20 protein-coding genes and 2 tRNA genes are annotated in these 22,099 nt (G+C 72.4%); 4 read left to right on the forward strand and 18 right to left on the reverse strand.

The features are described 5' to 3' along the window. Positions 1–102: 102 nt before the first annotated feature. The 7 genes from ACGF8A_RS26730 to leuS all read right to left on the reverse strand — a co-directional run bounded on the left by ACGF8A_RS26730 (position 103) and on the right by leuS (position 9,964). Positions 103–348: a hypothetical protein gene (locus ACGF8A_RS26730; protein ID WP_393112419.1), complete on the reverse strand. Its 246-nt coding sequence runs from the start codon at positions 346–348 to the stop codon at positions 103–105. Positions 349–391: 43 nt separating this feature from the next. Next, positions 392–1,243, reverse strand: coding sequence for an arylamine N-acetyltransferase (locus tag ACGF8A_RS26735; RefSeq protein WP_393112421.1), 852 nt, complete (start codon positions 1,241–1,243; stop codon positions 392–394). Between the two features lie 4 nt (positions 1,244–1,247). Continuing rightward, the gene (locus ACGF8A_RS26740; protein ID WP_393112423.1) at positions 1,248–3,833 is read right to left on the reverse strand and encodes a ComEC/Rec2 family competence protein; all 2,586 of its coding nucleotides are present in this window, start codon (positions 3,831–3,833) and stop codon (positions 1,248–1,250) included. Continuing rightward, positions 3,830–4,807 carry a helix-hairpin-helix domain-containing protein gene (locus ACGF8A_RS26745; protein WP_393112425.1) on the reverse strand — a complete coding sequence of 326 codons (978 nt, stop codon included), beginning with the start codon at positions 4,805–4,807 and terminating at the stop codon, positions 3,830–3,832. The genes ACGF8A_RS26740 and ACGF8A_RS26745 overlap by 4 nt, the downstream gene beginning before the upstream one ends. Before the next feature lie 399 nt (positions 4,808–5,206). Continuing rightward, on the reverse strand, positions 5,207–6,052 hold the full coding sequence (locus ACGF8A_RS26750) for a DegV family protein (protein ID WP_393112427.1): 846 nt from the start codon (positions 6,050–6,052) through the stop codon (positions 5,207–5,209). A 126-nt stretch (positions 6,053–6,178) separates the two neighbouring features. Further along, positions 6,179–6,913: a hypothetical protein gene (locus ACGF8A_RS26755; protein WP_393112429.1), complete on the reverse strand. Its 735-nt coding sequence runs from the start codon at positions 6,911–6,913 to the stop codon at positions 6,179–6,181. A gap of 162 nt (positions 6,914–7,075) precedes the next feature. Then, positions 7,076–9,964: a leucine--tRNA ligase gene (gene leuS, locus ACGF8A_RS26760; protein WP_393112431.1), complete on the reverse strand. Its 2,889-nt coding sequence runs from the start codon at positions 9,962–9,964 to the stop codon at positions 7,076–7,078. A 563-nt stretch (positions 9,965–10,527) separates the two neighbouring features. On the opposite strand from leuS, the gene ACGF8A_RS26765 reads away from it, so the two are divergent. Then, the gene (locus ACGF8A_RS26765; RefSeq protein ID WP_393112433.1) at positions 10,528–11,772 is read left to right on the forward strand and encodes a cytochrome b/b6 domain-containing protein; all 1,245 of its coding nucleotides are present in this window, start codon (positions 10,528–10,530) and stop codon (positions 11,770–11,772) included. Further along, positions 11,769–13,379 (forward strand): NADH-ubiquinone oxidoreductase-F iron-sulfur binding region domain-containing protein, encoded by a 1,611-nt coding sequence (locus ACGF8A_RS26770; protein WP_393112435.1) that lies wholly within the window; start codon positions 11,769–11,771, stop codon positions 13,377–13,379. Before ACGF8A_RS26765 ends, ACGF8A_RS26770 begins: the two co-directional genes overlap by 4 nt. Positions 13,380–13,499: 120 nt before the next feature. On the opposite strand, the gene ACGF8A_RS26775 is transcribed toward ACGF8A_RS26770, so the two are convergent. Continuing rightward, a tRNA-Ala gene (locus tag ACGF8A_RS26775) sits at positions 13,500–13,572 on the reverse strand. A gap of 129 nt (positions 13,573–13,701) precedes the next feature. On the opposite strand from ACGF8A_RS26775, the gene ACGF8A_RS26780 reads away from it, so the two are divergent. Beyond that, entirely contained in the window at positions 13,702–14,889 is a 1,188-nt protein-coding gene (locus ACGF8A_RS26780) for a glycosyltransferase 87 family protein (RefSeq protein WP_393112437.1), read from the forward strand. On the opposite strand, the gene ACGF8A_RS26785 is transcribed toward ACGF8A_RS26780, so the two are convergent. The 9 genes from ACGF8A_RS26785 to ACGF8A_RS26825 all read right to left on the reverse strand — a co-directional run bounded on the left by ACGF8A_RS26785 (position 14,868) and on the right by ACGF8A_RS26825 (position 19,691). Beyond that, positions 14,868–15,101 carry a hypothetical protein gene (locus tag ACGF8A_RS26785; RefSeq protein ID WP_003976229.1) on the reverse strand — a complete coding sequence of 78 codons (234 nt, stop codon included), beginning with the start codon at positions 15,099–15,101 and terminating at the stop codon, positions 14,868–14,870. The genes ACGF8A_RS26780 and ACGF8A_RS26785 overlap by 22 nt on opposite strands. 3 nt (positions 15,102–15,104) lie before the next feature. Beyond that, complete coding sequence (locus ACGF8A_RS26790; protein WP_393112439.1) at positions 15,105–15,281, reverse strand: hypothetical protein; 177 nt, start codon at positions 15,279–15,281, stop codon at positions 15,105–15,107. A gap of 205 nt (positions 15,282–15,486) precedes the next feature. Further along, positions 15,487–15,559, reverse strand: a tRNA-Ala gene (locus tag ACGF8A_RS26795). Positions 15,560–15,678: 119 nt separating this feature from the next. Continuing rightward, positions 15,679–16,356 carry a histidine phosphatase family protein gene (locus ACGF8A_RS26800; protein ID WP_393112466.1) on the reverse strand — a complete coding sequence of 226 codons (678 nt, stop codon included), beginning with the start codon at positions 16,354–16,356 and terminating at the stop codon, positions 15,679–15,681. Further along, positions 16,347–16,793, reverse strand: coding sequence for a ribosome silencing factor (gene rsfS, locus ACGF8A_RS26805; RefSeq protein WP_393112441.1), 447 nt, complete (start codon positions 16,791–16,793; stop codon positions 16,347–16,349). The genes ACGF8A_RS26800 and rsfS overlap by 10 nt, the downstream gene beginning before the upstream one ends. A gap of 70 nt (positions 16,794–16,863) precedes the next feature. After that, a complete protein-coding gene (locus ACGF8A_RS26810) occupies positions 16,864–18,594 on the reverse strand; it encodes a LytR C-terminal domain-containing protein (RefSeq protein WP_393112443.1) in 1,731 nt (576 codons plus the stop codon). 16 nt (positions 18,595–18,610) lie between these two features. Beyond that, positions 18,611–19,237 carry a nicotinate-nucleotide adenylyltransferase gene (nadD, locus tag ACGF8A_RS26815; protein ID WP_385382452.1) on the reverse strand — a complete coding sequence of 209 codons (627 nt, stop codon included), beginning with the start codon at positions 19,235–19,237 and terminating at the stop codon, positions 18,611–18,613. 32 nt (positions 19,238–19,269) lie between these two features. After that, a complete protein-coding gene (locus tag ACGF8A_RS26820; protein ID WP_393112446.1) occupies positions 19,270–19,431 on the reverse strand; it encodes a hypothetical protein in 162 nt (53 codons plus the stop codon). Between the two features lie 110 nt (positions 19,432–19,541). Then, a complete protein-coding gene (locus ACGF8A_RS26825) occupies positions 19,542–19,691 on the reverse strand; it encodes a hypothetical protein (RefSeq protein WP_393112448.1) in 150 nt (49 codons plus the stop codon). Between the two features lie 125 nt (positions 19,692–19,816). Here ACGF8A_RS26825 and ACGF8A_RS26830 point away from each other — a divergent pair, with 125 nt between their 5' ends. Further along, positions 19,817–20,968, forward strand: a complete 1,152-nt coding sequence (locus ACGF8A_RS26830; protein ID WP_393112468.1) for a M48 family metallopeptidase — start codon at positions 19,817–19,819, stop codon at positions 20,966–20,968. Between the two features lie 7 nt (positions 20,969–20,975). On the opposite strand, the gene ACGF8A_RS26835 is transcribed toward ACGF8A_RS26830, so the two are convergent. Next, positions 20,976–22,055, reverse strand: a complete 1,080-nt coding sequence (locus ACGF8A_RS26835; protein WP_393112450.1) for a hypothetical protein — start codon at positions 22,053–22,055, stop codon at positions 20,976–20,978. Positions 22,056–22,099 lie beyond the last annotated feature (44 nt).

Below are 22,099 nucleotides of genomic sequence, written 5' to 3' on the forward strand. Positions count from 1 at the left end.
ACCCGCACACCCGCACACCCGCACACCCGCACACCCGCACACCCGCACACCCGCACACCCGCACACCCGCACACCCGCACACCCGCACACCCGCAGCCAGGCCTACGGCTCCTCCCGCCATCCCTCCCACTCGGCCACGAACTCGTCCAATTCCCCCGCGTCCAGCCGCCCGTCCTCGTCCCGCAGGACGACCAGCCACTGCGCGTCCTCGGCGTCGTCCTCCCCGGCCAGCGCGTCCCGCACCAGCAACGGCTCCTCGGTCAAGGCGAACCGTTCTCCGACCGCCTCCGCCACCTCCTCCGCGGCATCGCGGTCCGGCAGCACCAGCACATGTCTCACATCACTCACGGCTGCCATCTTCCGGCACCGCCCGGGCCCGCCGGCAAGCAGGTCACCCGCCCCCACGTGCCGCCCCGCGCACCACCGGCACGCGGTCCAGCCCGATCCCGAAACGCTCCCGGTAGACCTCGAGCACCTCCTCGTCCGTCTCCAGCTCCCGCGTGTCCCGCGTCCCGTCCGGGGCCGTCACCTTCAGCTGGCGCCCGCTGAGCGTGATCCGGCCGCCGTCCTGCGTGAGCCGGGAGCACACCAGCGACTGAACGAAGTGCGACTCCGGCGACGTGCAGTGCCACCAGGCCCCGGCCGCGAAGTCCCGGAGCGCCCGCGGCCGCACCTCCAGCCGGTACACGGGGATGCCGTCCCTCAGCAGGTCGAGATCAGGCGCCCCGGAGCCGCCGCCGGCCCGGCCGCCACCGCGTACGCCCGCCGCGTCCGGCCCCGCCTCGGCGATGCGGAACGCGCCCCCTGGATCCTCCTGTTCCCCCTGCTCCTCCATGGCCAGCGGACCGTGGCTGAGCGCGCCGAATCCGACGTCGGCCAGCCACTCCCCCGCGTCCACCGTCCGCACCCGCAGCGCGAGATGGTCGAACGGGATCCCGAGCCGCCCGCCCTCCCCGTACACCCGTCCCGCGAGCAGCGAGACGTCGTAGCCCAGCGCGGCGAGCAGCGCCCCGAAGGCCCCGTTCAGTTCGTAGCAGAACCCGCCGCGGCGCGCCCCCACCACCTTCTCCAGCAGCCGCTTCTCCTCCAGGACGATCTCCTCACCGAGATGGATCGAGAGGTTCTCGAAGGGGACCGTCTGCAGATGGCGCAGTTGCAGTTCACGCAGGACGTCGATGGTGGGCCACGCCGGGTTCTGGACCCCGAGGCGGCGGAGGTAGGCGTCAGCCTGTGCGGCGTTCATGCCCTCAGTCTCGCGCCACGCGCAGACCCCTGCCCGCCCCGGCGACGGCCAGCGCCCCGTGCACATCCGTCCGCAGTACGGTCGCGCCCCCGTCCCGCAGAGCCGCGACCGTGCTGGGGGCAGGGTGACCGTAGGGGTTGTCCGCGCCGCAGGAGATCAGCGCCAGCCGCGGCGCGGCCCGGCGTATCAGCTCCGGGTCCTGGTAGGCGGAGCCGTGATGCGCCACCTTCAGCACGTCCACGCCACCCACCAGCGCGGCCGCCGGTGTCCGCAACAGTGCCCGCTGGGCCGGGGGTTCGAGGTCCCCGAGCAGCAGCATCCGCAGGCCCGCCGACCGTACGAGCATCGCGACGCTCGCGTCGTTCGGGCCCTCCGGCGCCGACGCCTGCCCTGGCGGCCACAGCACCTGCCAGGACAGGTCCCCGGTACGCCGCCGCTCCCCGGCCATGGCGCGCGTGACCGCAATCCCCCTCGCCGCCGCCTCCCCGTGGACGAACTCCACCTGCTCCTCCGGCTCTTCGAAGCCGGTCGTCTCGATCGCCCCGACGGCACGGCCGCGCAGCACGCCGGGCAGCCCGGCCACGTGGTCGGCGTGGAAGTGGGTGAGGACCACGAGCGGGACGCGGGTGATGCCGAGGTCGCGCAGGCACCGGTCGACCAGCCTGGGGTCGGGTCCGGTGTCCACGACGATCCCGGTTCCCGGACCGGCCGCGAGCACGGTCGCGTCGCCCTGTCCCACGTCGCACATCGCCAGCCGCCACCCCGGCGGCGGCCAGCCCGTGACCACTCTGGCCAGCGGCGGCGGCTGCACCACCGCCAGCACCAGCAGCACCCCGCAGCCCGCGCACAGCCACGGGTGCCGCGGCAGCCGCCGGCCGGTGACCACCGCGGCCGCCGTGGCGAGGGCGAGCAGCGCCGCCCCGCCCCAGCCACCCGGCCAGTCCACTCCGGCGCCGGGCAGCGCCGCCCCGGTCCTCGCGACCTCCGCGATCCATCCGGCGGGCCAACTCGCGCACCACGCGAGCGCCTTGGCCACCGGCATCGCCACCGGCGCCACCGCCAGGGCCGCGAAGCCCAGTACGGTGGCCGGCGCGACCGCGAACTCCACCAGCAGATTGCACGGCACCGCGACCAGACTGACCCGCGCCGAGAGCACCGCCACCACCGGCGCGCACAGGGCCTGCGCGGCGCCCGCCGCGGCCAGCGCCTCCGCGAGCCGCGGCGGAACCCGCCGCCCGCGCAGCGCGCTGCTCCACCGGGGCGCGAGGGTGAGCAGCGCGCCCGTGGCCAGCACGGAGAGCAGAAAGCCGTAACTGCGGGCGAGCCACGGGTCGTAGAGCACCAGCAGCAGCACCGCCGTGGCCAGCGCCGGGATCAGCGACTTCCGGCGGCCGGTCGCGAGGGCGAGCAGTGCGACGGCACCGCAGGCCGCGGCCCGCAGCACGCTCGGGTCCGGTCTGCAGACCACCACGAACGCGAGGGTGAGGGCACCGCCGAGCACCGCGGTCGCCCGCAGCGAGATGCCCAGCCGGGGTGCGAGACCACGCCGCTCGCTGCGCTGCGCCAGACCGGGCGGGCCCAGCAGCAGGGCGAGGATGATCGTGAGGTTGCTCCCGGACACGGCGAGCGTGTGGGCGAGGTCGGTCTCCTTGAAGGCCTCGTCCAGGTCCGGCGTGATCCGCGAGGTGTCCCCGACGACCAGGCCCGGCAGCAGCGCCCGCGCGTCCGTCGGCAAGCCGTCGGTGGCCTCCCGGAGGCCGGCCCGCAACCGTCCCGCGAACCGCTGCGGCCCCGACGGTTCCTCCACCACCTCGGGCCCGGTCCGGTCCCGTACCCGCAGCACGGCGGCGATCCGGTCGCCGCCCACCAGGGCGGGCGCGAGGCGCCCCGTCACCCTGACCCGGGTGGAGGGCAGCAGACCGAGCCACTCCCGCCGCCCGGCCGCACCCACGTCGACGATCACCAGCACCGGCGTCCGCGTCACCGTCCTCCTCCCGGACGCCTCCTCGACGCTGCGCACCTCCGCCTTCGCCAGCACGGACACCGTCGCCAGGTGGTTGCCGGCGACCCTCGGCCGGGTGAGCCGGGGATCGGAGGTGAGCTCGGCCTCGGCGGTCACCGTGGCGAACCGGTCCGCCAGTCCCGGCACCGGCCCCCGGCGCAGATCGGCTCCGTGCAGGCCGGCCGAGGTGGCGGCAGCCGCGACGCAGAGCAGCACGGCGGCGACGGGGACACGCGAGCGGACGCCCCCTGTGGGACCGGCAGCGACTGAGGCGCCCGAGCCGACGCCCCCGGCGGAACCGGCGCCGACGGGGACACGCGAGCGGACGCCCCCTGCCGGTCCGGCACCGAGCAGCAGCCCGCAGGCCACGACCAGGCCTGCGACTGCCACGCCTGTCACCAGACCCGGCGAGGCGTCCAGCGCCAGGGCGGCCGTCGCCCAGGCGGCCAGGGCGGGCGGTACGAGCCGTAGGTCCGTGGGGCCTTCCTGGCGGGGATGGGCGACGCCGAGACGGCCTCGGGCAGCCGCGTGCACGGCCGAGCGCGCACCCGGGACGCGCGGGCCCGGGATGCCCTGGGAGCGACTCATGGCCGTACCAGGTCCCGCAGGTCGGCGAACCGCCGTTCACCGATGCCGTTCACCTCGCGCAGTTCGTCCACCGAGCGGAATCCACCGTGCCGGGTGCGGTAGTCGAGGATGTGCTGCGCCAGCACGGGGCCGACGCCGGGGAGGGTGTCGAGCTGTTCGACCGTGGCGGTGTTGAGGGACACGGGCACCGCGGGCGCACCCGCCCCGCCGGCCGGGACTCCCCCGGCAGGCGGCGGGACGGCGGCGACGGGCGCGGGGCCACCGACGACCACCTGCTCCCCGTCCACCAGGAAGCGGGCCCGGTTGAGATTTTCGACGTCCGTGCCCGGCCGCACCCCGCCGGCCGCCGTCAGCGCGTCGGCAACACGCGATCCGGCCGGGAGACGATGGATCCCCGGCTCGCGCACCTTCCCGCTGACGTCCACGACGATCTCGGCGGCCGGCGTACCGGCGCCGCCGGGCGGAGCGGGCACCGCGCCCGGCGCGGCGGACGGCTCGCCCTCCCGCTCCTCCACGGGAGCCGCCCCGACCACCTCGGGTGCCCGCACGGACTGCGTCCGCCCGGCCCAGAAGTGCTGCACGGCGAAGCCCGCGACGACGACGAGCAGCACGGTGAGCGCCACCACGCTTCTGCGCTCCAGACCGCACCGCGCCTGCAACCACACCGGCATCCGCTCCCGCAGGGCCGGCGCGGCCCGGTCCCGCAATCCCTGCGCGGCGGCGGGCACAGCAGCGGTGTCGTTCGCGTCGGCGTCGCCCGGCGGCCCCGCTCCCGGCTCCCGCCACTCCCCCGCGCGCTCGCCGAAGAGCACCTCGGCGCGGCGCCGGAGTTCCGCCGCCGACGCATGCCTGTGCCGGGCCCGGGCCAGGGTGGGAGGGCGGCGCCGGCGATGCGCCGTACGGCTGTCGGAGGCAGGTCCGCGGCCCGGGCCGCTGGTGACGGATGCTGCGCGCGTGCGTGATCGAAGTGCCATGCGACGAGGATGCGACGCCCCGCCACCCCCGCGATGATCTTGCTCAATTCCCGGGGACTACCGCCGAGTTGTGGAAAACTCCGCCACCCGAACAGGTGAACCCCGGTGAACCCCGACGGGCTCGGCTCACCCCGACGGACACCGCACACCCCCACAGGCACCGCACACCCCCACAGGCACCGCACACCCCCACAGGCTCGGCTCACCCCGACAGGGCACCGCAACACACCCACGGGCTCAGCTCACCCCCACAGGGCTCGGCTCACCCCCACGGGGCTCGGCACACTCCCACGGGCTCAGCTCACCCCCACAGGCACCGCAACACACCCACGGGCTCGGCACACCCCGACAGGGCACCGCACACCCCGAAAGGGCACCGCACCTCGGCAACGAGCCGCCTCACCGCGCCGACACCACAACCCCCAGCAGCCCCGGCCCCGTATGCGCCCCGATCACGGCCCCCACCTCACTCACATGCAGGTCGGCCAGTCCTGCCACCCGCCCGCGCACCCGGTCCGCCAGCGCCGACGCCCGGTCCGCCGCGGCCAGATGGTGCACCGCGATGTCCACCGGCGCGTCCCCCGCCCGGTCGGCCACGATCTCCTCCAGCCGGGCGATCGCCTTGGACGCCGTCCGGACCTTCTCCAGGAGCTCGATCCGTCCCCCGTCCAGCTGCAGCAGCGGCTTCACGGCCAGCGCGGACCCGAAGAACGCCTGCGCGGTACCGATCCGGCCGCCTCGTCGCAGATAGTCGAGGGTGTCGACGTAGAAGTAGGCGGAGGTGCCGGAGGCCCGCTTCTCCGCGGCCGTGACCGCCTCGTCCACCGTGCCCCCGGACTGCGCCACCTCGGCCGCGGCCAGCGCGCAGAAGCCCAGCGCCATCGCGATCATGCCGGTGTCCACCACCCGTACCGGCACGGGCGCTTCGCGCGCCGCCAGGACCGCCGCGTCGTAGGTGCCCGACAGCTCCGCCGACAGATGCAGGGAGACGATGCCGCCGGCGCCCGCCTCGGCGGCCTTGCGGTAGGTCTCGGCGAACAGCTGGGGGCTGGGACGCGAGGTGGTGACGGGACGTCGCTTCTGGAGCGCCTGGGCCAGCGAGCGGGTGGAGATCTCGGTGCCCTCCTCCAGCGCGCGGTCGCCGAGGACCACGGTCAGGGGAACCGCTGTGATGCCGTGGCGCTCCATCGTCCGGTGCGGCAGGTAGGCCGTTGAATCGGTGACGATCGCGACATGGCGGGACATGAGCTGGAGGTTACCTGCCGTAGTGCCCGGGCGGCAGCCCGGGCCTCTCGCCTGCCCGGAAGATGTGCCCGCAAGCCACCTGGACCCCGCGTCCACAGCGCGGGCGACCGCACCGGCGGCGCATGTTCAGGTCGTGCTCTCGGGGCGCGGCTTCTTCTGCCAGGGGTACGTCGGGCGTGGTCCCGGCGGGGTGATGGCGGGCCGCGACGGCTCCTCGGCCGTGTGGGACTGCGGCGTGTCCTGCCAGGTCTGCTGCGCGCTCGGGGCGTCGGCGGGCGGGGCCTCGGGCCACGGCGGCGGTGTCGCCGCGGAGTTCGCCGCCGTCCAGTGCCGCAGTGCCCCGCTCTCCACGTCGATCTGCGCGCTCAGCGCGTCCAGGTCGTCGTCGGCGAAGCGGCCGGCGCGGTCCCGGGCGGCCCAGCGCAGCGACTCCGCCGAGTGTGTGATGCGCTGGGTGCGGTCGCGCAGCTCGGGCAGGCGCTCGGCGAGTGTCGAGCGGTCCGGCTCGGACTCCAGGCGCCTGAGCTCGGCGTCCAGTTCGTGCCCATGGGCGCTGAGTCGCTGGAACAGGCCGAGCGACTCCTTGAGGGACTCGTCCTCGGCGGCGCCGGCCTGCAGCGTGTCCTGCGTGGCCCGCATCGAGGTGCGCAGCTTCAGCCGGAGCTGGGCGATCTCACCCACGGGGCCGGGCTGGGTGAAGGACTTGGCCCGCAGTGCGTGGTCCTCGACCGTGCGGCGCGCCTGTGTGACGGTGCGGTCCACTCCGCGCTTGGCGGCGCCGACCACCTTGACCGTGGCGTAGGCGCCCACGCCCAGGAAGAGTACGAAGAGCAGGGCGAACACCATGATCACTGCTTCCACGAGGCTCCTCCTCCGAACCGGCCGCGGCACGCACCGCGCCACTCCTCAACGGTAAACGCGACAGGCAGGTCCGGAGTTCCAGGCGAACCCCGAACCTGCCCGCAGAGCACCCCGAACCAGCCCCTAGGGGACGCACGAAACAGGCGCACGCCCCGCCGGCGGCTACGCCGGAACGATGTTCACCAGCTTCGGCGCCCGCACGATCACCTTCCGGACGTCTGCCCCGTCCAGCGCCGCGACCACCTTCTCGTCGGCCAGCGCCACCTTCTCCAGCTCCTCCTCGGAGATCGACGGCGACACCTCCAGCCGCGCCTTGACCTTGCCCTTGACCTGCACCACACAGGTCACCGTCTCGTCCACGACGTAGGCGGGGTCGGCGACGGGGAAGCCGGCGTGGACGACCGAGCCGGTGTGTCCCAGCCGCCGCCACAGCTCCTCGGCGATGTGCGGCGCCAGCGGCGCGACCATCAGGACCAGCGCCTCGGCGACCGGCCGCGGCACCGCCCCGCCCGCCTTGGTCAGGTGGTTGTTCAGCTCGGTGATCTTGGCGATCGCGGTGTTGAAACGCAGGCCCTCCAGGTCCCCGCGCACCCCGTCGATCGCCTTGTGCAGCGCGCGCAGCGTCCCGTCGTCGATGCCGGCGGGCTCCACGTCGGCGACGGTGACCTCACCGGTGGTCTCGTCGACGATGTTGCGCCACAGCCGCTGCAGCAGCCGGAACTGCCCCACCACCGCGCGCGTGTCCCACGGCCGCGACACGTCCAGCGGGCCCATGGCCATCTCGTACAGCCGCAGTGTGTCCGCCCCGTACTCGGCGCAGATCTCGTCCGGAGTGACCGCGTTCCTCAGGGACTTGCCCATCTTGCCCAGCAGCCGGGTGACCTGCTCGCCCTGGTGGTAGTACGCGCCGTCGCGCTCCTCCACCTCGGCGGCCGGCACCGCGATGCCGCGGCTGTCGCGGTAGACGTAGGCCTGGATCATGCCCTGGTTGAACAGCCGGTGGAACGGCTCCGCGGACGAGACGTGCCCCAGGTCGTACAGCACCTTGGACCAGAAGCGCGCGTACAGCAGGTGCAGCACGGCGTGCTCGGCGCCGCCCACGTACAGGTCGACGCCTCCGTGCGGCATGCCTTCGCGCGGGCCCATCCAGTACCGCTCGATCTCCGGGTCGACCAGGACCTGGTCGTTGTGCGGGTCCAGGTAGCGCAGCTCGTACCAGCACGAGCCGGCCCAGTTGGGCATGGTGTTGGTCTCGCGGCGGTACTTCTTCGGGCCGTCGCCCAGGTCCAGCGTGACGTCGACCCAGTCCTCGTTGCGCGACAGCGGCGTCTCGGGCCGGGTGTCGGCGTCGTCCGGGTCGAAGGTGCGCGGCGAGTAGTCCTCGACCTCGGGCAGTTCCAGCGGCAGCATCGACTCGGGCAGGGCGTGGGCGATGCCCTCCTCGTCGTAGACGATCGGGAACGGCTCGCCCCAGTACCGTTGCCGGCTGAACAGCCAGTCGCGCAGCCGGAAGTTGACGGTGCCCTCGCCGATGCCCTCGCGCTCCAGCCACTCGGTGATGCGCGCCTTGGCCTCGGCGACGCCCAGGCCGTCCAGGGAGATGTCCTCACCGGACGAGTTCACGATCTTGGCGTCGTACGACGCGAACGCGTCGTCCCAGGTCGAGGCGTCGGTCCCGCGGCCGTCGGAGGGCTCGACGACGCACCGCATGGGCAGCTCGAAGGCGCGGGCGAAGGCGAAGTCACGGCTGTCGTGCGCCGGGACGGCCATGATCGCGCCGGTGCCGTAGCCCATCAGGACGTAGTCGGCGATGAAGACCGGGATCCGCTCGCCGTTGACCGGGTTGGTCGCGAACGCGCCTGTGAAGACGCCGGTCTTGTCCTTGGCGTCGGCCTGCCGCTCGACGTCGGACTTGGCGGCGGCCTGCGCGCGGTAGGCGGCGACGGCGTCGACCGGGGTCCGGTGACCGCCGGTCCACATCTGGTGGGTGCCCTCGGGCCACTGGGCCGGGGTGAACTTCTCGACCAGCGGGTGCTCGGGCGCCAGCACCATGTAGGTCGCGCCGAACAGGGTGTCCTGGCGGGTGGTGAAGACGGTGATGTGCTCGCCGTCCACGGGGAAGTCGACGCGGGCGCCCTCGGAGCGGCCGATCCAGTTGCGCTGCTGCAGCTTGATGGCCTCGGGCCAGTCCAGCGCGTCCAGGTCGTCCAGCAGCCGGTCGGCGTAGGCGGTGATCCGCATGTTCCACTGGCGCAGCTTGGCCTTGAAGACGGGGAAGTTGCCGCGCTCGGAGCGGCCGTCGGCGGTGACCTCCTCGTTGGCCAGGACGGTGCCCAGTCCGGGGCACCAGTTGACGGGCGCGTCCGAGGCGTACGCCAGGCGGTACTCACCCAGCACGTCGGCGCGCTCGGCGGCGCTCAGCTCGTCCCAGGAGCGCCCGCCGGGCAGCGCACGCTCACCGCTCTCGAACTGCTCGACCAGCTCCGCGATCGGGCGGGCCCTCTTCGCCTCGTCGTCGTACCAGGAGCCGAAGATCTGCAGGAAGATCCACTGGGTCCACCGGTAGTAGTCCGGGTCGATGGTGGCGAACGACCGGCGCTTGTCGTGGCCCAGGCCCAGCCGGCGCAGCTGGACCTTCATGTTCTCCATGTTGGCCTCGGTGGACACGCGCGGGTGCGTGCCGGTCTGCACGGCGTACTGCTCGGCGGGCAGGCCGAAGGCGTCGAATCCCAGGGTGTGCAGGACGTTGTGGCCGGTCATCCGGTGGAACCGGGCATAGACGTCGGTGGCGATGTAGCCCAGCGGGTGGCCGACGTGCAGGCCCGCCCCGGAGGGGTAGGGGAACATGTCCATGAAGAACTTCTTGGGCCTGGCGACCGTCTCGGGGTCGCCCGCCAGGTCACCCTTGGGATTGGGTGCCGCGTAGGTGCCGTCGGCGTCCCAGAAGTCCTGCCAGCGTGCCTCGATCTCGGCTGCCATGGCGGCCGTGTAGCGGTGCGGCGCGGCATCCACCGACAGGCCGGCGGTGGCTGCGGGGTTCGTCTCGCTCATGATCTTCAAAGCTCCATCGATCGTCTCTGCCAGCGGCTGTGATTCCTCGGAAACGAAAAATCCCCTCGCACAGGAGGGGACGCCGCGCCGACTCCGGCCACTCGACTCACCCGGTGGCCGGGACTGATCAGCGCGGCCCGCTAAGCAGAAGGCGTACGGCACGCATGGCGTCAGGGTACCGCAGCGCCGGAGCGGGTCGCGACGGACTTCCGGCGGGATCACACATGAACAACGACGCCCCTGGCTCCGTACCTGAGGGTTGTGAAGAACTCGAAAAGCTGAGCAACGTTCAATTGTTACCTGGCGTAACGGCCGCTATGGGGACATCACAAGCCCCTCGCGGCCCATTGATAACAACGCAATAACTCAAACGCCGTACCCCCCGGTATGGAGCCACTTAGAGTGCGGCAGCGGGACCGCTTTCCCGAACCGTTCGGAGTTGCCCCCATGAACCCTCGTCCCCTCAGCAGCTCGCCCCCCGGACCGGGCCCCTCGGCCCCAGGGACGGCGGCCGCGGGCAGTCGGCCGTCCATATCCCGCACCGTCGCGCCGGGAGGCAGGTCGTGAGCACGGACCCGAACGACAGCACGGTGGACGACGCGTTCCTGGAGTTCCTCAACTTCGGCGTCGGCGTCCTGTGTCTCGTCTGCCTCACCTGCTCGGTGATCTGGGGACTCGTCGCCCAGGACCGGATGATCCTCGGCACCCGGCAGAGGATCGCCGCGCAGGCCATCCACCGGATCACGGCCGTCGCGTCCCTCGCGTTCCTCGTCGTGCACATCGTCGCGAAGCTGGCACTGGAGCACACCAGCTGGATCGCCGCGTTCATCCCGTTCGGGCTCCTCGTCACCGGCGGCGACCAGTTCACGGGCACCGCCTTCCTGATCGGCCTGGGCACGCTTGCAGCCCTGCTCATGATCTTCGTCGGTGTCACCGGGGCGATGCGCAACCGCTTCGCGGCCCCGGCGCCCGTCGCGGCCCGCTGGCGGGCGATGCACATGCTGGCCTACCCGGCCTGGTGTGCCGCCCTGATCCACGGACTGTTCGCGGGCCGCCCCGCGAAGCCGTTCTTCATGCTCTGCTACGAGCTGTGCGTGGTGGCGGTCGCCGCGGCGCTGGCCCTGCGCGCGGCACCGCGCCCCGTGAAGCGAAAGGTCGCCGACCTGATCGCCCGGTACATCGGCGGCGCCGGGCACGCCGCCCGTGAGGCGCTGGACGCCAGCCGGGCCAGGGCGGCGGAGTCCTCGCTGCCGGGCCACGAGGGGCCGCGGCAGGCGCGCACCGACCCGACGGGATCCCAGCCCCGCGTGCCGCCCTCCACCGGCCCCCTGTACCAGTCTCCCGCGCCACCCCCCGCCCAGGAGCCCGCCCCCGGCTTCGCCGCCGCCTACCGCGCGGTGTCGGCTCCCTCACGCGCGCGGGGGGCCTTTCCGGCCGACCGGACCGCCCACGTGGAGCAGCTGACCGACATCCAGCCCACGGAGGCCCTCCCGCGCGTGGAGAGCACCTCCGGCTCCTGGCCGATCCCCTCGCCGCCCCCGGTCGGCGAGGCGCCCCCGTCGGCGTACGACCCGCTCCAGGACACGGGATACAACATCCCGGCCTATGACAATCCGGGCGCGTCCGGCTACGGGTCGAGTGATGTGTACGACACCGGTGAGATGAACGCCGCCTTCGGCACGTACTACCCCGACGACACGTACAACAACAGCGGTCCCGCCACCGAAACACTGCCCGGCGCGTCCTACGACTTCGACGCTCCGGGTTCGGGCGAACCTTGGAACACGCCTTCCGGAGGCTTTAAGTGAACGAGGCCCTGCCCGACGTCCCAGAAGTCCGCGTGGTCGGCCTTCCTCAGCTCACGTCGGGCTTCGACCTTGTCGAACGGCTCGATCTGCCCATGCACCTGAAGGTGCACGGGCCGCTCGAACCGCTGGGCGGCGAGCAGCTCGCGCAGCTCGCCGAGCGCATCAACCTCAGGGGCCGCGGCGGCGCCGGCTTCCCCTTCCACAAGAAGCTGCGCTCGGTCGCCGAGTCGGCGATCAAACGCGGCGTCCGCCCGGTCGTCGTCGTCAACGGCAGCGAGGACGAACCGGCCTGCCGCAAGGACACGGTGCTGATCAACCGCGCTCCGCACCTGATCCTGGACGGCGCCCTGCTGTGCGCCGAGGCCCTCGGTGCCCGCACGCTCGTGGTGGGGGTCACCCGTGAGTCCACGCAGCGCTCCATGGAGGCCGCACTCGCCGAACGCGGCCTGAGCAACGGCCGCCGCTCGGCCCTGCGCGCCCGCGTGCAGCGCAACCCGGTCCGCATGGTCACCGGCGCCGCCGCCTCCCTGGTCCGCTCGATCGACGGCGGCCCGGCGATCCCGCCCGGCCGCAAGATCAGCGCCTCGCAGAGCGGCGTCGGCGGCGCGCCCACGCTGCTGTCCAACGCCGAGACGTTCGCGCAGCTGGCGATCGCCGCCCGCATTGGCCCGGAGCGCTACGGGAACACCGGCCTGTACGACGAGCCGGGCACTGTCATGCTGACCGTCTCCGGCGCCGTCGCCCGCCCCATGGTCATCGAGGTGCCCACCGGTGTGCCGCTCCGCTACGTCCTGCAGCTCGCCGGGGCCCCGCCGGTCCCGCAGGGCGTGCTGACCGGCGGCTACCACGGCAAGTGGATCGACGCGGCAACGGTGAACGAGGCGATCGTCTCCCGCAACTCGCTGGACGCGGTGGGTGGTTCCCTGGGCGCCGGCGCGATCCTGCCGATCAGCCAGGACACCTGCCCGCTGGGTGAGTCGCTGCGGGTCGCCCAGTGGCTGGCCGAGGAGAGCGCGGGCCAGTGCGGCCCCTGCTACCTCGGTCTGCCCGCCGCCGCGCGCGGCCTGGAGGACATCCTGGCCGGCGGCGGCCCCGCGGCCCTGGAAGCGCTCAAGCAGGTCGCCAAGAACGTCAAGCGGCGCGGCGCCTGCTCGCACCCCGACGGCTCCGCCATGTTCCTCGAATCCACCGTCAAGGCCTTCACGGACGACCTGGCGGCCCATGTCCTCGGCAACGGCTGCGGGCGGCCGGTGCACGGCGTGCTGCCGCTCTTCGAGGGCGGCCAGACCCCGACGGGCATCCCGGCCGGCGGCGGCTCAGGGGACAACGGCCCCAGTCGCCAGAAGATCTACGTCGACTGGACGCTGTGCCGGGGGCACGGCCTGTGCGCCGACATCCTCCCGGAGGTCTTCGAACTCGGCGCCGACGGCTTCCCGACCGTCGCCCAGGCCCAGGTGCCGCGCCGCGCGGAGGACAAGGCGCTGCGCGCGGTCCGCCGCTGCCCGGCGCTCGCCCTGCGGATCGAGGAGCAGACGGAGCGGCCGCCGGCCCGCAACACCCTCCCGGTCCTCTCCCAGGGCCGCGGGCGGCGCGCCCTGGGCCGCTGACGCCGGCGCAGACGAAGGGGCCGCCAGGAACCGGCGGCCCCGCCCGCCTCGGAGTGCCGGGGAAACGCGAAGATCCCACCGAGTCGCACTCGGTGGGATCTGCAAGGCGGAATCCGATTGTGGAGCTAAGGAGAATTGAACTCCTGACCTCCTGCATGCCATGCAGGCGCTCTACCAACTGAGCTATAGCCCCTTGCAGTCATCGACCGCTCCGCCGGTCTCCCCGGCGGCGACGCCAACATTACACGGTCGACCGGGCACTCCACCAAATCGTTTCCCGTATGCGCCGATACGACCGATACGACCGATATGGTCGGCCCTCGTGACCGTGATCACGTCCACCGCAGTGCACCGCCGGATGCCCGTCGCACTCGGCGCCTGCCTGCTCTCCTTCGCGGCGTTCTGGATCGCCCAGCGGGCCGCGCACGTCTCGATGGTCGACCTGCTGGTGTACCGCGCCGAGGGCGCCACCGTGCGCGCGGGCGGCGACCTGTACGCCCTGCGCGCGACCACCGCCCAACTGCCCGCCACCTACCCGCCCTTCGCCGCTCTGCTGTTCACCCCGCTGACGCTGCCGGACACGGGGTCCCTGCGCACGCTGGCCACCGCCGGGAACCTCGCCCTGCTGGTGGTGTTCGTGCGGCTCTCCCTGCGGCTCGTCGGGCACACGCGCGCGGACACCGTCTGGTGGGCCTCGGCCGTGGCCGTGTGGTGCGAGCCGGTGTGGACGACCCTGCGCTACGGCCAGGTCAACCTGCTGCTCGCCGTCCTCGTGCTGTGGGACCTCTCCCGGCGCCCGGGTGAGCGCTGGGCGGGTGTGGGCATCGGCGTCGCGGCCGCCGTGAAGCTGACCCCGGCGCTCTTCGCCGTCTTCCTGCTCGCCACCGCTCTCACGGCACGCGTCAGGAACCGGGAAGGCCCCTGGCTGCGGCACGCGCGCGGGGCCGTCACCACCTTCGCCGGGGCGACGCTGCTCACGGCGGCCGTCCTCCCGCGGGACTCCTGGCGGTTCTGGACCGGCGTGGTGTTCCGGGCGGACCGCGCCGGGCACGCCGAGGAGACCGCGAACCAGGCCCTGCGCGGCGTTCTGGCGCGTCTGCTGCACACCCCCGACCCGGGGGCGCTCTGGGTCGCCGTGGCCGCTCTCGTGGCCGCCGCGGGGCTGGCGGTGTCGGTGCGGGCGGAGTTGCGCGGCGAACGGGCCTGGGCGGTGGCCGGGTGCGCCGTCACGGCGCTGCTCGTCAGCCCGGTGTCGTGGTCGCACCACTGGGTCTGGTGCGTGCCGCTCGCCGCGCTCCTCGCGGCCAGCCACCGCCGGGCGGCCGCCGCCGGCGCGCTCCTGGTGTTCTGCTCGTACGCCCTGTGGTGGGTGCCGCACACTCCCGGCCGGCCCGAACTGCACCAGAATGCGGCCGAGTTCGCTCTGTCGGGGCTCTACGCCGCCACCGGCTGCCTCGTCCTGGTGACCGCCGCCATCACCCGGAAGGGTCAGGCCGTCACGAACGAGTAGAACCGCTTGAGCGTGCAGTGCTCTTCGAGGAGCCGTCCGTAGATCGGCTCACCCTCCAGTTCGCGGTACGTCTCGATCGGGTCGCCCTTTATGATCAGCGCCCGCGCGCATTCCTCGCACCAGTACTGGTAGTCGGGGTTCACCGGTTCCATGTCGCGGACGATCGGCGTACCGCTGCCGCACCAGTCGCACTTCCGCCTGTGTGCACCCATCGATCAGCTCCAGCTGTGGCCGCAGGCCGTGCACACGTAGGAGATCCCGCCGTTGTCGCCGAGGACCTGGGCGACATGCGCGGAGCCGCAGGAAGGGCAGCTGAGCCGGGTGGTCGTGTCCCGTATCAACGCCGCTCCGCCAAGGAGGTGGCCGACCTCCCCGAGGATGCTCGCAGGCATCGGTACTCCCTCCCGTCGGGCCGCGCCCCCTTCCGGCCGTTTGATTCTGCCACGGCCGGGCCAATACGGTCAGCGACGCCTTGGTACCAGTCCGGCCACGGGCGGCAAGGGGCGCCTCCACAGAGGTATACGCCTCCTGGACCAGGACTGCTCAAACGTGTGACAACGAAAAATCCCGCCCCCTCAAGGGGACGGGATCCGTCCGTGGAGCTAAGGAGAATTGAACTCCTGACCTCCTGCATGCCATGCAGGCGCTCTACCAACTGAGCTATAGCCCCTGGCCCCCACGCGGCGGAGCCGCATGGTGTTTCGCCCCGCTCGGCGGGGCGAACAAGAAGAACTCTAGCCTGCGACCTGCCGGAAAGTGAAATCCGGGTCCCGGCCGTACCCACTGCGCTCAGTCGTCGTCGCCGAGCACCGGCTCCGGCAGGGTGCCGGCGTTGTGCTCCAGCAGCCGCCAGCCGCGGGCGCCCTCGCCGAGGACGGACCAGCAGCAGTTGGAGAGACCGCCGAGGCTCTCCCAATGGTGGGGTTCCAGGCCGAGGAGACGGCCGATGGTGGTGCGGATCGTGCCACCGTGGCTGACGACCACCAGGGTGCCGTCGTCGGGCAGCTTGTCGGTGTGCCGGAGCACGACCGGGGCGGCCCGGTCGGCCACCTCGGACTCCAGCTCGCCGCCGCCGCGGCGCACCGGCTCACCGCGCTTCCACGCGGCGTACTCCTCACCGTGGCGGGCGATGATCTCGTCGTGCGTCAGGCCCTGCCAGACGCCCGCGTACGTCTCGCGCAGGGCTTCGTCGCGGTGCACCTCCAGGCCGGTGAGCGCGGCCAGCTCGGCGGCCGTGTGCGCGGCGCGCATCAGGTCGGAGGCGATGATCGCGTCCGGCTTGAGGGAGGCGAGCAGACGGGCGGCACGGCGGGCCTGGGCGACGCCGGTCTCGGTGAGCTCGACGTCCGTGGAGCCCTGGAAGCGGCGCTCCACGTTCCAGGACGTCTGCCCGTGCCGCCACAGGATGATCCGCCGCCCGCGGCCCGGCTTGGCGGCGCTCACCTCCCCGGTGGCGCTCACCGCCAGTCACCACCCGTTTCGGCGGCCTCCTCGGCGGCCTGCAGCCGGGCGTGCTCCGCGGCCTTGCCGCGGGTGGCCTTGGCGTCGGCGGGCAGTTCGAGCTCGGGGCAGTCCTTCCACAGCCGCTCCAGGGCGTAGAAGACGCGCTCCTCGCTGTGCTGCACGTGCACGACGATGTCGACGTAGTCGAGCAGGATCCAGCGGGAGTCGCGGTCGCCCTCGCGGCGCACCGGCTTGGCGCCCAGCTCCTTCTGGAGCCGTTCCTCGATCTCGTCGACGATCGACTTGACCTGGCGGTCGTTGGGCGCGGACGCGAGCAGGAACGCATCCGTGATCGACAGCACATCGCTCACGTCGTACGCGATGACGTCGTGGGCGAGCTTGTCGGCGGCGGCCTGGGCGGCGGTGGTGATGAGTTCGAGGGAGCGGTCTGTTGCGGTCACTACGCGGCTTTCCGTCGGCGGTCACTTGTATCACCAGGGTCTCACGGACCGCCGACGGCGCCTGAACGCATTACCCGGCGGAGGCCGGCTCGTAGTCCTGGCCGAGGACCACGGAGACGTTCGCGTTGGCGGATACGTCTCCCTCGGCCACGGCGCTCTCGGGCAGCCCCAGTGTCTTGGCGACCTCGGTGGCGTTCTCCTTGTCGGCGGCCTCCGCGTAGGTGACCTCGGACGCCGGCTGGGCACCGCTCGCCGCGCCCGCCTCCAGGAAGGTGAAGCCACCGTTGAGGAGCACCACGCGCGCCTTCTCGGTGTTGTCCTGCACACCGCTGGCATTCCGCACCGAGACCCGGACGGCGGCGTCCTGGCCGGGGCTCTTCGCGGTACCGCCGAGGACCTCCTTGACCACGCCGGCGCCCGCCTCGGCGCTGAGCGTGCCGTCGGCCTGGACGGGCAGCACTTCGGTCTTGTAGTCGCCGCTCTTGGCGAGGTCGGACAGCTTGGCGAGGAAGGTGCCGAGGTCCTTGTCGGTCAGCGACGGGTCGAGGATCTGTGCCAGCGTCTGCACGGTGGTCGTGGCGGCCTGCGGGTCGGACGACAGCTTGCGCAGCACCCCGTGCATCACCTGCCCGAACCGCTCCAGCTGGGCGTTCTGGTCCTCCCCCGGGGCGCGGTAGGTGGCGTAGGCGACGGCCATCTTGCCGCTCAGGGTCTGGCCCTCGCCCTTGTCGACCAGCGGCGCCTCGCCCTTCCTCTTCGCGGCCGGGTCGGGCACCTCGGCGTCGGTGTCGACCTCGACGTTGCCGACGAGGTCGACGAGGTTCTGCAGATACGGCGTGTCCAGGCGCCAGGTGCCCTGGATGGAGGTGCCGAGGACGGTGTCCAGGGCCTCGCGGGTGCCGGAGGAGCCGTCGTCGTCGACCGACTTGGCCAGCGTGGTCGTACCGTCGTCGCCGGACAGCCCGAGCGCGTTGGGCAGCAGGACGGTGGTGCCCTGCTGGGTGGTGGCGTTGTCGACGAGCAGCGCCGTGGAGGTGCCGCCCTTCTTGGTGTCGTGCAGGTGTACGACGATCACGTCCCGCTTCTGCGCCGCGGTGGACGTCGTACCGCCCTTGCCGGCCTCGGGCGAGGACAGGCCCGGCAGCTTCCCGGCGTACCAGAGGTAACCCACCCCTCCGGCGGCGACCAGCGCGAGGACGACGACCAGGGCGACCAGGCGGCTGCGGGCGCGGCGCTTGGCCTCCTCGCGGCGCTCGGTGCGGTTCTCGGTGAATGCCAGCCAGTCGATGACGTCCTCGGAGTCCTGGTCGGGCTCCTCGACGAAGGCGAACTGCTCCGTCCGGTAGTCGCGGTCGTCCTGCCCGTCGTGGCCGTCGTGGCCGTCGTGGCCGTCGTGGCCGACCCCGGGGCCGGAAGGGCCTCGCGCCGGCTCCTGGCGCTGCCCGGGGTCGGCCGGCCGGGCCTGCTGCGGGATGTACGGGGTCTGCTCGGCGACGCGCGGCTGCTGGCCGCTGGTGGCGCCCTGCCCGTAATGGCCGTACGTCTCGTATGAGTCGTACGAGGTCACGGGCTGCTGCTGGCCGGTGCCGTAGGGGTCGTACGGCGGTACCGGCTGCTGCGGGCCGGTGGCGTACGGGTCGTAGCCGTAGCCCTGCTGCTGCGCGTAGGGGTCGTAGTGCTGCTGTGCCTGCCTCTGGTCCGGCACCTGCCGGTACACCGGCCGCCCGTACTCGTCGTAGCCGACGAGTTCGTACTGGTCGGCGCCGTAGCCTGCGGCCCCCGCGTCGTATCGGTCGTTCACCGGTGCCCCTCTCGGCTCACTCGCCGCGGTACAGCTGTCGCTTTGCGATGTAGCGCACGACTCCGTCCGGCACCAGATACCAGACGGGGTCGCCCTTGGCGACTCTCGCACGGCAGTCCGTGGAGGAGATGGCGAGGGCGGGAACCTCGACCAACGAGACGCCGCCCTCCGGAAGCCCGGCGTCGGTCAGGACATGACCCGGCCGCGTGACCCCGATGAAGTGCGCGAGGGAGAACAGCTCCTCGCTGTCGCGCCAGGTCAGGATCTGGGCGAGGGCGTCCGCGCCGGTGATGAAGAACAGGTCGGTGTCGGGATTGAGGGAGCGCAGGTCACGCAGGGTGTCCACGGTGTACGTGGGGCCCCCGCGGTCGAGGTCGATGCGGCTCACCGAGAACTGCGGGTTCTCGGCGGTCGCGATGACCGTCATCAGATAGCGGTCCTCGGCCGGGGAGACGCTGCGGTGGGTCTTCTGCCACGGCTGCCCGGTCGGTACGAACACCACCTCGTCGAGGTGGAACTGGGCGGCGACCTCGCTGGCCGCCACCAGGTGCCCGTGGTGGATCGGGTCGAACGTCCCGCCCATGACGCCGAGCCGGCGCTTGGCCGGGGTCGACGGGCCGGTAGGCATGTCCTGCTCTCCCATGCGTGCAGACCCTACCGGCCCGGCCTGTGGAGTCAGCGGTCGCGGTTGAACCGGGTGGTGATCCACAGCAGCAGCATCAGGGCGATGAACGCGCCACCGCCGGTGAGCAGGGGGCTGAGGCTCTCGTGGTTGCCGTGCTCCTCGCCCTCGGCGGCGAGGGTGACCAACTGGGCAGCGGCGCTGTGGAAGCTCATCTTCGGCAGGACCTATCGCGTGTGGGCGGCATAAGGACGTCGGCTCATCGTAAGCGGGGGCCTCGGCCGCGCTCACGCCGACTCCGCCGTCGAGCAACCTTCCCTGGCCCTCAGTCGTCCTTCCGCCTGTAACCCCGCAGCAGGAACCATCCCGTCAGCACACAGCCGACGACCATCACGATCAGCACGACCCGGAGGAGATTCCCCGCCCCCTGCTCCGGTGCGGCGCTGAGCCAGTCGGTCGCGGCGATGTGCTCCATGGTGCGGGACTCCTTCGTCGTACTGCCCGTCCACGGTATCTGCGCCTAGGCTGGGGCTGACTTCGGGGGCGTACAAGAAGGCGCAGAGCGAACACCAGGGCACACCGACGCACATGGGGGACCACATGTCCGACGACGGCCACCAGCAGGACGGGCACGAGAGGGTGCCGAGCAGGCAGCGCAGGCGCTTCCCGGAGATCTCCTCACGTGCGTACGAACACCCGGCGGACCGCTCCGCGCTGGTCGCGCTGCGCAAGCTGAGCGGCTTCGACACGGTCTTCAAGGCGCTCAGCGGCCTGCTGCCCGAGCGAAGCCTCAGGCTGCTGTTCCTGTCCGACTCGGTACGCGTCTCGGACCGGCAGTTCGCCCATCTCAACGACATGCTGCGCGACGCCTGCTACATCCTGGACCTGGAGAAGGTCCCGCCGATGTACGTCAACCAGGACCCGCTGCCCAACGCGATGTGCGTCGGCCTGGACGAGCCGATCATCGTCGTGACCACGGGACTCGTCGAACTGCTCGACGAGGAGGAGATGCGGGCGGTGATCGGCCACGAGGTCGGCCACGCCCTGTCGGGCCACTCCGTGTACCGCACGGTCCTGCTGTTCCTGACCAACCTCGCCCTCCGGGTCGCGTGGATCCCGCTGGGCAATGTCGCGATCATGGCGATCGTGACGGCGCTGCGCGAGTGGTTCCGCAAGTCGGAGCTGTCCGCCGACCGCGCCGGGCTGCTGGTCGGGCAGGACCTCCAGGCCTCGATGCGCGGCCTGATGAAGCTGGCCGGCGGCAACCATCTGCACGAGATGAACGTGGACGCCTTCCTGGAGCAGGCCGAGGAGTACGAGGCGGGCGGCGACCTGCGTGACTCCGTGCTGAAGATCCTGAACGTGCTGCCCCGCTCCCACCCGTTCGCCACGATCCGCGCGGCCGAGCTGAAGAAGTGGGCGGCCTCCCGCGACTACCAGCGGATCATGGACGGCCACTACCCGCGGCGCGGCGAGGACAAGGACACCTCGGTCACCGACTCCTTCCGCGAGTCGGCGGCGAGCTACGCGGGGCAGGTGCGTCACAGCAAGGACCCGCTCATGAAGCTGGTCAACGACATCGCGGGCGGCGCGGGGGACCTCGGCAGCCGGGTGCGGCGGGGCTTCGGCGGCTTCGCGGCCGGCGGCACGGGCTCCGCGGGCACGACGGGCTCCGCGGACACGAGGGGCACGACGGGTACCAATGGTTCGGGCGGCTCGACCGGGTCCGCCGAACCGCCGCGCGAGGACTGACCCCCGCTCAGGCCCTCGGCTGCGCGCTGTCCGCCAGCGTTGCGCACAGCGCCGCCGTGCCCTGGGGGGCGTACGGGTCGGTGCCGGCCGGTCCGCCCGCCTCGGGGGTCTGGCCGGCGAGCAGGGGGCGCAGGTGGTTGGTGGCGTCCTCGGCGCAGGACAGCGGCCCGGCCTGGAGTGAGGAACCGACCAGCTCTGCCTGGTGCAGCCGCAGGTCGTCGCGGTCGAAGCGGAAGTGCAGCTCGCGCCGGACGGTGAACAGGGAGACCTGGGCGCGGTCACCGGCGCCGGCCGGTCGCAGCGCGTACACGAAGGTGTGGTCCGAGGTGACCTCCAGGGTGGCGGCGTCGGTCTCGACGGCCTCCAGGGAGCCCTGCACCCGGATCGTGCGGTCGGCGAGCTCGGCCCGTGAGGGGTCGAAGCGCACCAGCCAGCCGATGGGGGCGTGCCGGCCGTCGGCGGCCGGGTGCGCGAAGCTGCGGTCGAACTGATCGAGTTGTTCGGGGTCGAGCAGCACGCGCACGGGCCTGGTCTGCCCGCCGGTGAGCACGTCCGGGTGGAGCGAGGAGCGCACGAGGTAGTCCTTCGCCGTGGTCAGGGCGGTGACGACCTGGCCGTCGGAGAAGTTCGCGGTGCGCCGGGCGGCCGGGAGTGTGATGCCTTCGGCGCCGGCACGGAACTGGGCGGCCGGACTGCCGGCGTAGAGCCGGTCGGCGTCGGCGCCGCCGGGGACCCTGCCCTGTGGTGTGAGCGGGATGACGGTCATCCGCAGCGGGTCGGCCAGGCGGTCGGCCTGCGGGGTCTGGTAGGGGTGCCGTACGCCCATGTAGAGCGCGGTGCCGAAGGCGATCGCGATGAGGACGACCAGCAGCAGCGCCTGCCGGGACAGGCCCCGTCGCCTGGGCGTCATGGGCATGCGGCGGCGGACGGCGGGCGCGTGGTCGGCCAGGCGCTCCTGCGCGGAGAACTCCTCGAGGCGGGCAGCGCGGATGAACGACTCGTCGAACACGACGGATCGGTATTCGTCGTCCGCACCGTTGGAGGCGCCGTCGGGTGTCCCCTCAGGTGGTTCTCCAGGCCCGCCCATATCTTCAGAGTAGGTCTGCGCAAGCCCGGGTAAACGCCTCGCTG

Origin of the sequence: Streptomyces sp. NPDC047706 (genome assembly GCF_043204795.1) — a bacterium.
In the GTDB taxonomy this organism is placed as follows: Bacteria; Actinomycetota; Actinomycetes; order Streptomycetales; family Streptomycetaceae; genus Streptomyces.

Bases quoted from the DNA above. Each gene is read 5' to 3' on its own strand.
- ACGF8A_RS26825 (WP_393112448.1), bottom strand. From the start codon at position 19,691: ATGGAGCACATCGCCGCGACCGACTGGCTCAGCGCCGCACCGGAGCAG.
- ACGF8A_RS26785 (WP_003976229.1), bottom strand. From the start codon at position 15,101: ATGGGTGCACACAGGCGGAAGTGCGACTGGTGCGGCAGCGGTACGCCG.
- leuS (WP_393112431.1), bottom strand. From the start codon at position 9,964: ATGAGCGAGACGAACCCCGCAGCCACCGCCGGCCTGTCGGTGGATGCC.
- ACGF8A_RS26790 (WP_393112439.1), bottom strand. From the start codon at position 15,281: ATGCCTGCGAGCATCCTCGGGGAGGTCGGCCACCTCCTTGGCGGAGCG.
- ACGF8A_RS26830 (WP_393112468.1), top strand. From the start codon at position 19,817: ATGTCCGACGACGGCCACCAGCAGGACGGGCACGAGAGGGTGCCGAGC.
- ACGF8A_RS26735 (WP_393112421.1), bottom strand. From the start codon at position 1,243: ATGAACGCCGCACAGGCTGACGCCTACCTCCGCCGCCTCGGGGTCCAG.
- nadD (WP_385382452.1), bottom strand. From the start codon at position 19,237: ATGGGAGAGCAGGACATGCCTACCGGCCCGTCGACCCCGGCCAAGCGC.
- ACGF8A_RS26745 (WP_393112425.1), bottom strand. From the start codon at position 4,807: ATGGCACTTCGATCACGCACGCGCGCAGCATCCGTCACCAGCGGCCCG.
- ACGF8A_RS26740 (WP_393112423.1), bottom strand. From the start codon at position 3,833: ATGAGTCGCTCCCAGGGCATCCCGGGCCCGCGCGTCCCGGGTGCGCGC.
- ACGF8A_RS26835 (WP_393112450.1), bottom strand. From the start codon at position 22,055: ATGGGCGGGCCTGGAGAACCACCTGAGGGGACACCCGACGGCGCCTCC.
- ACGF8A_RS26820 (WP_393112446.1), bottom strand. From the start codon at position 19,431: ATGAGCTTCCACAGCGCCGCTGCCCAGTTGGTCACCCTCGCCGCCGAG.
- ACGF8A_RS26750 (WP_393112427.1), bottom strand. From the start codon at position 6,052: ATGTCCCGCCATGTCGCGATCGTCACCGATTCAACGGCCTACCTGCCG.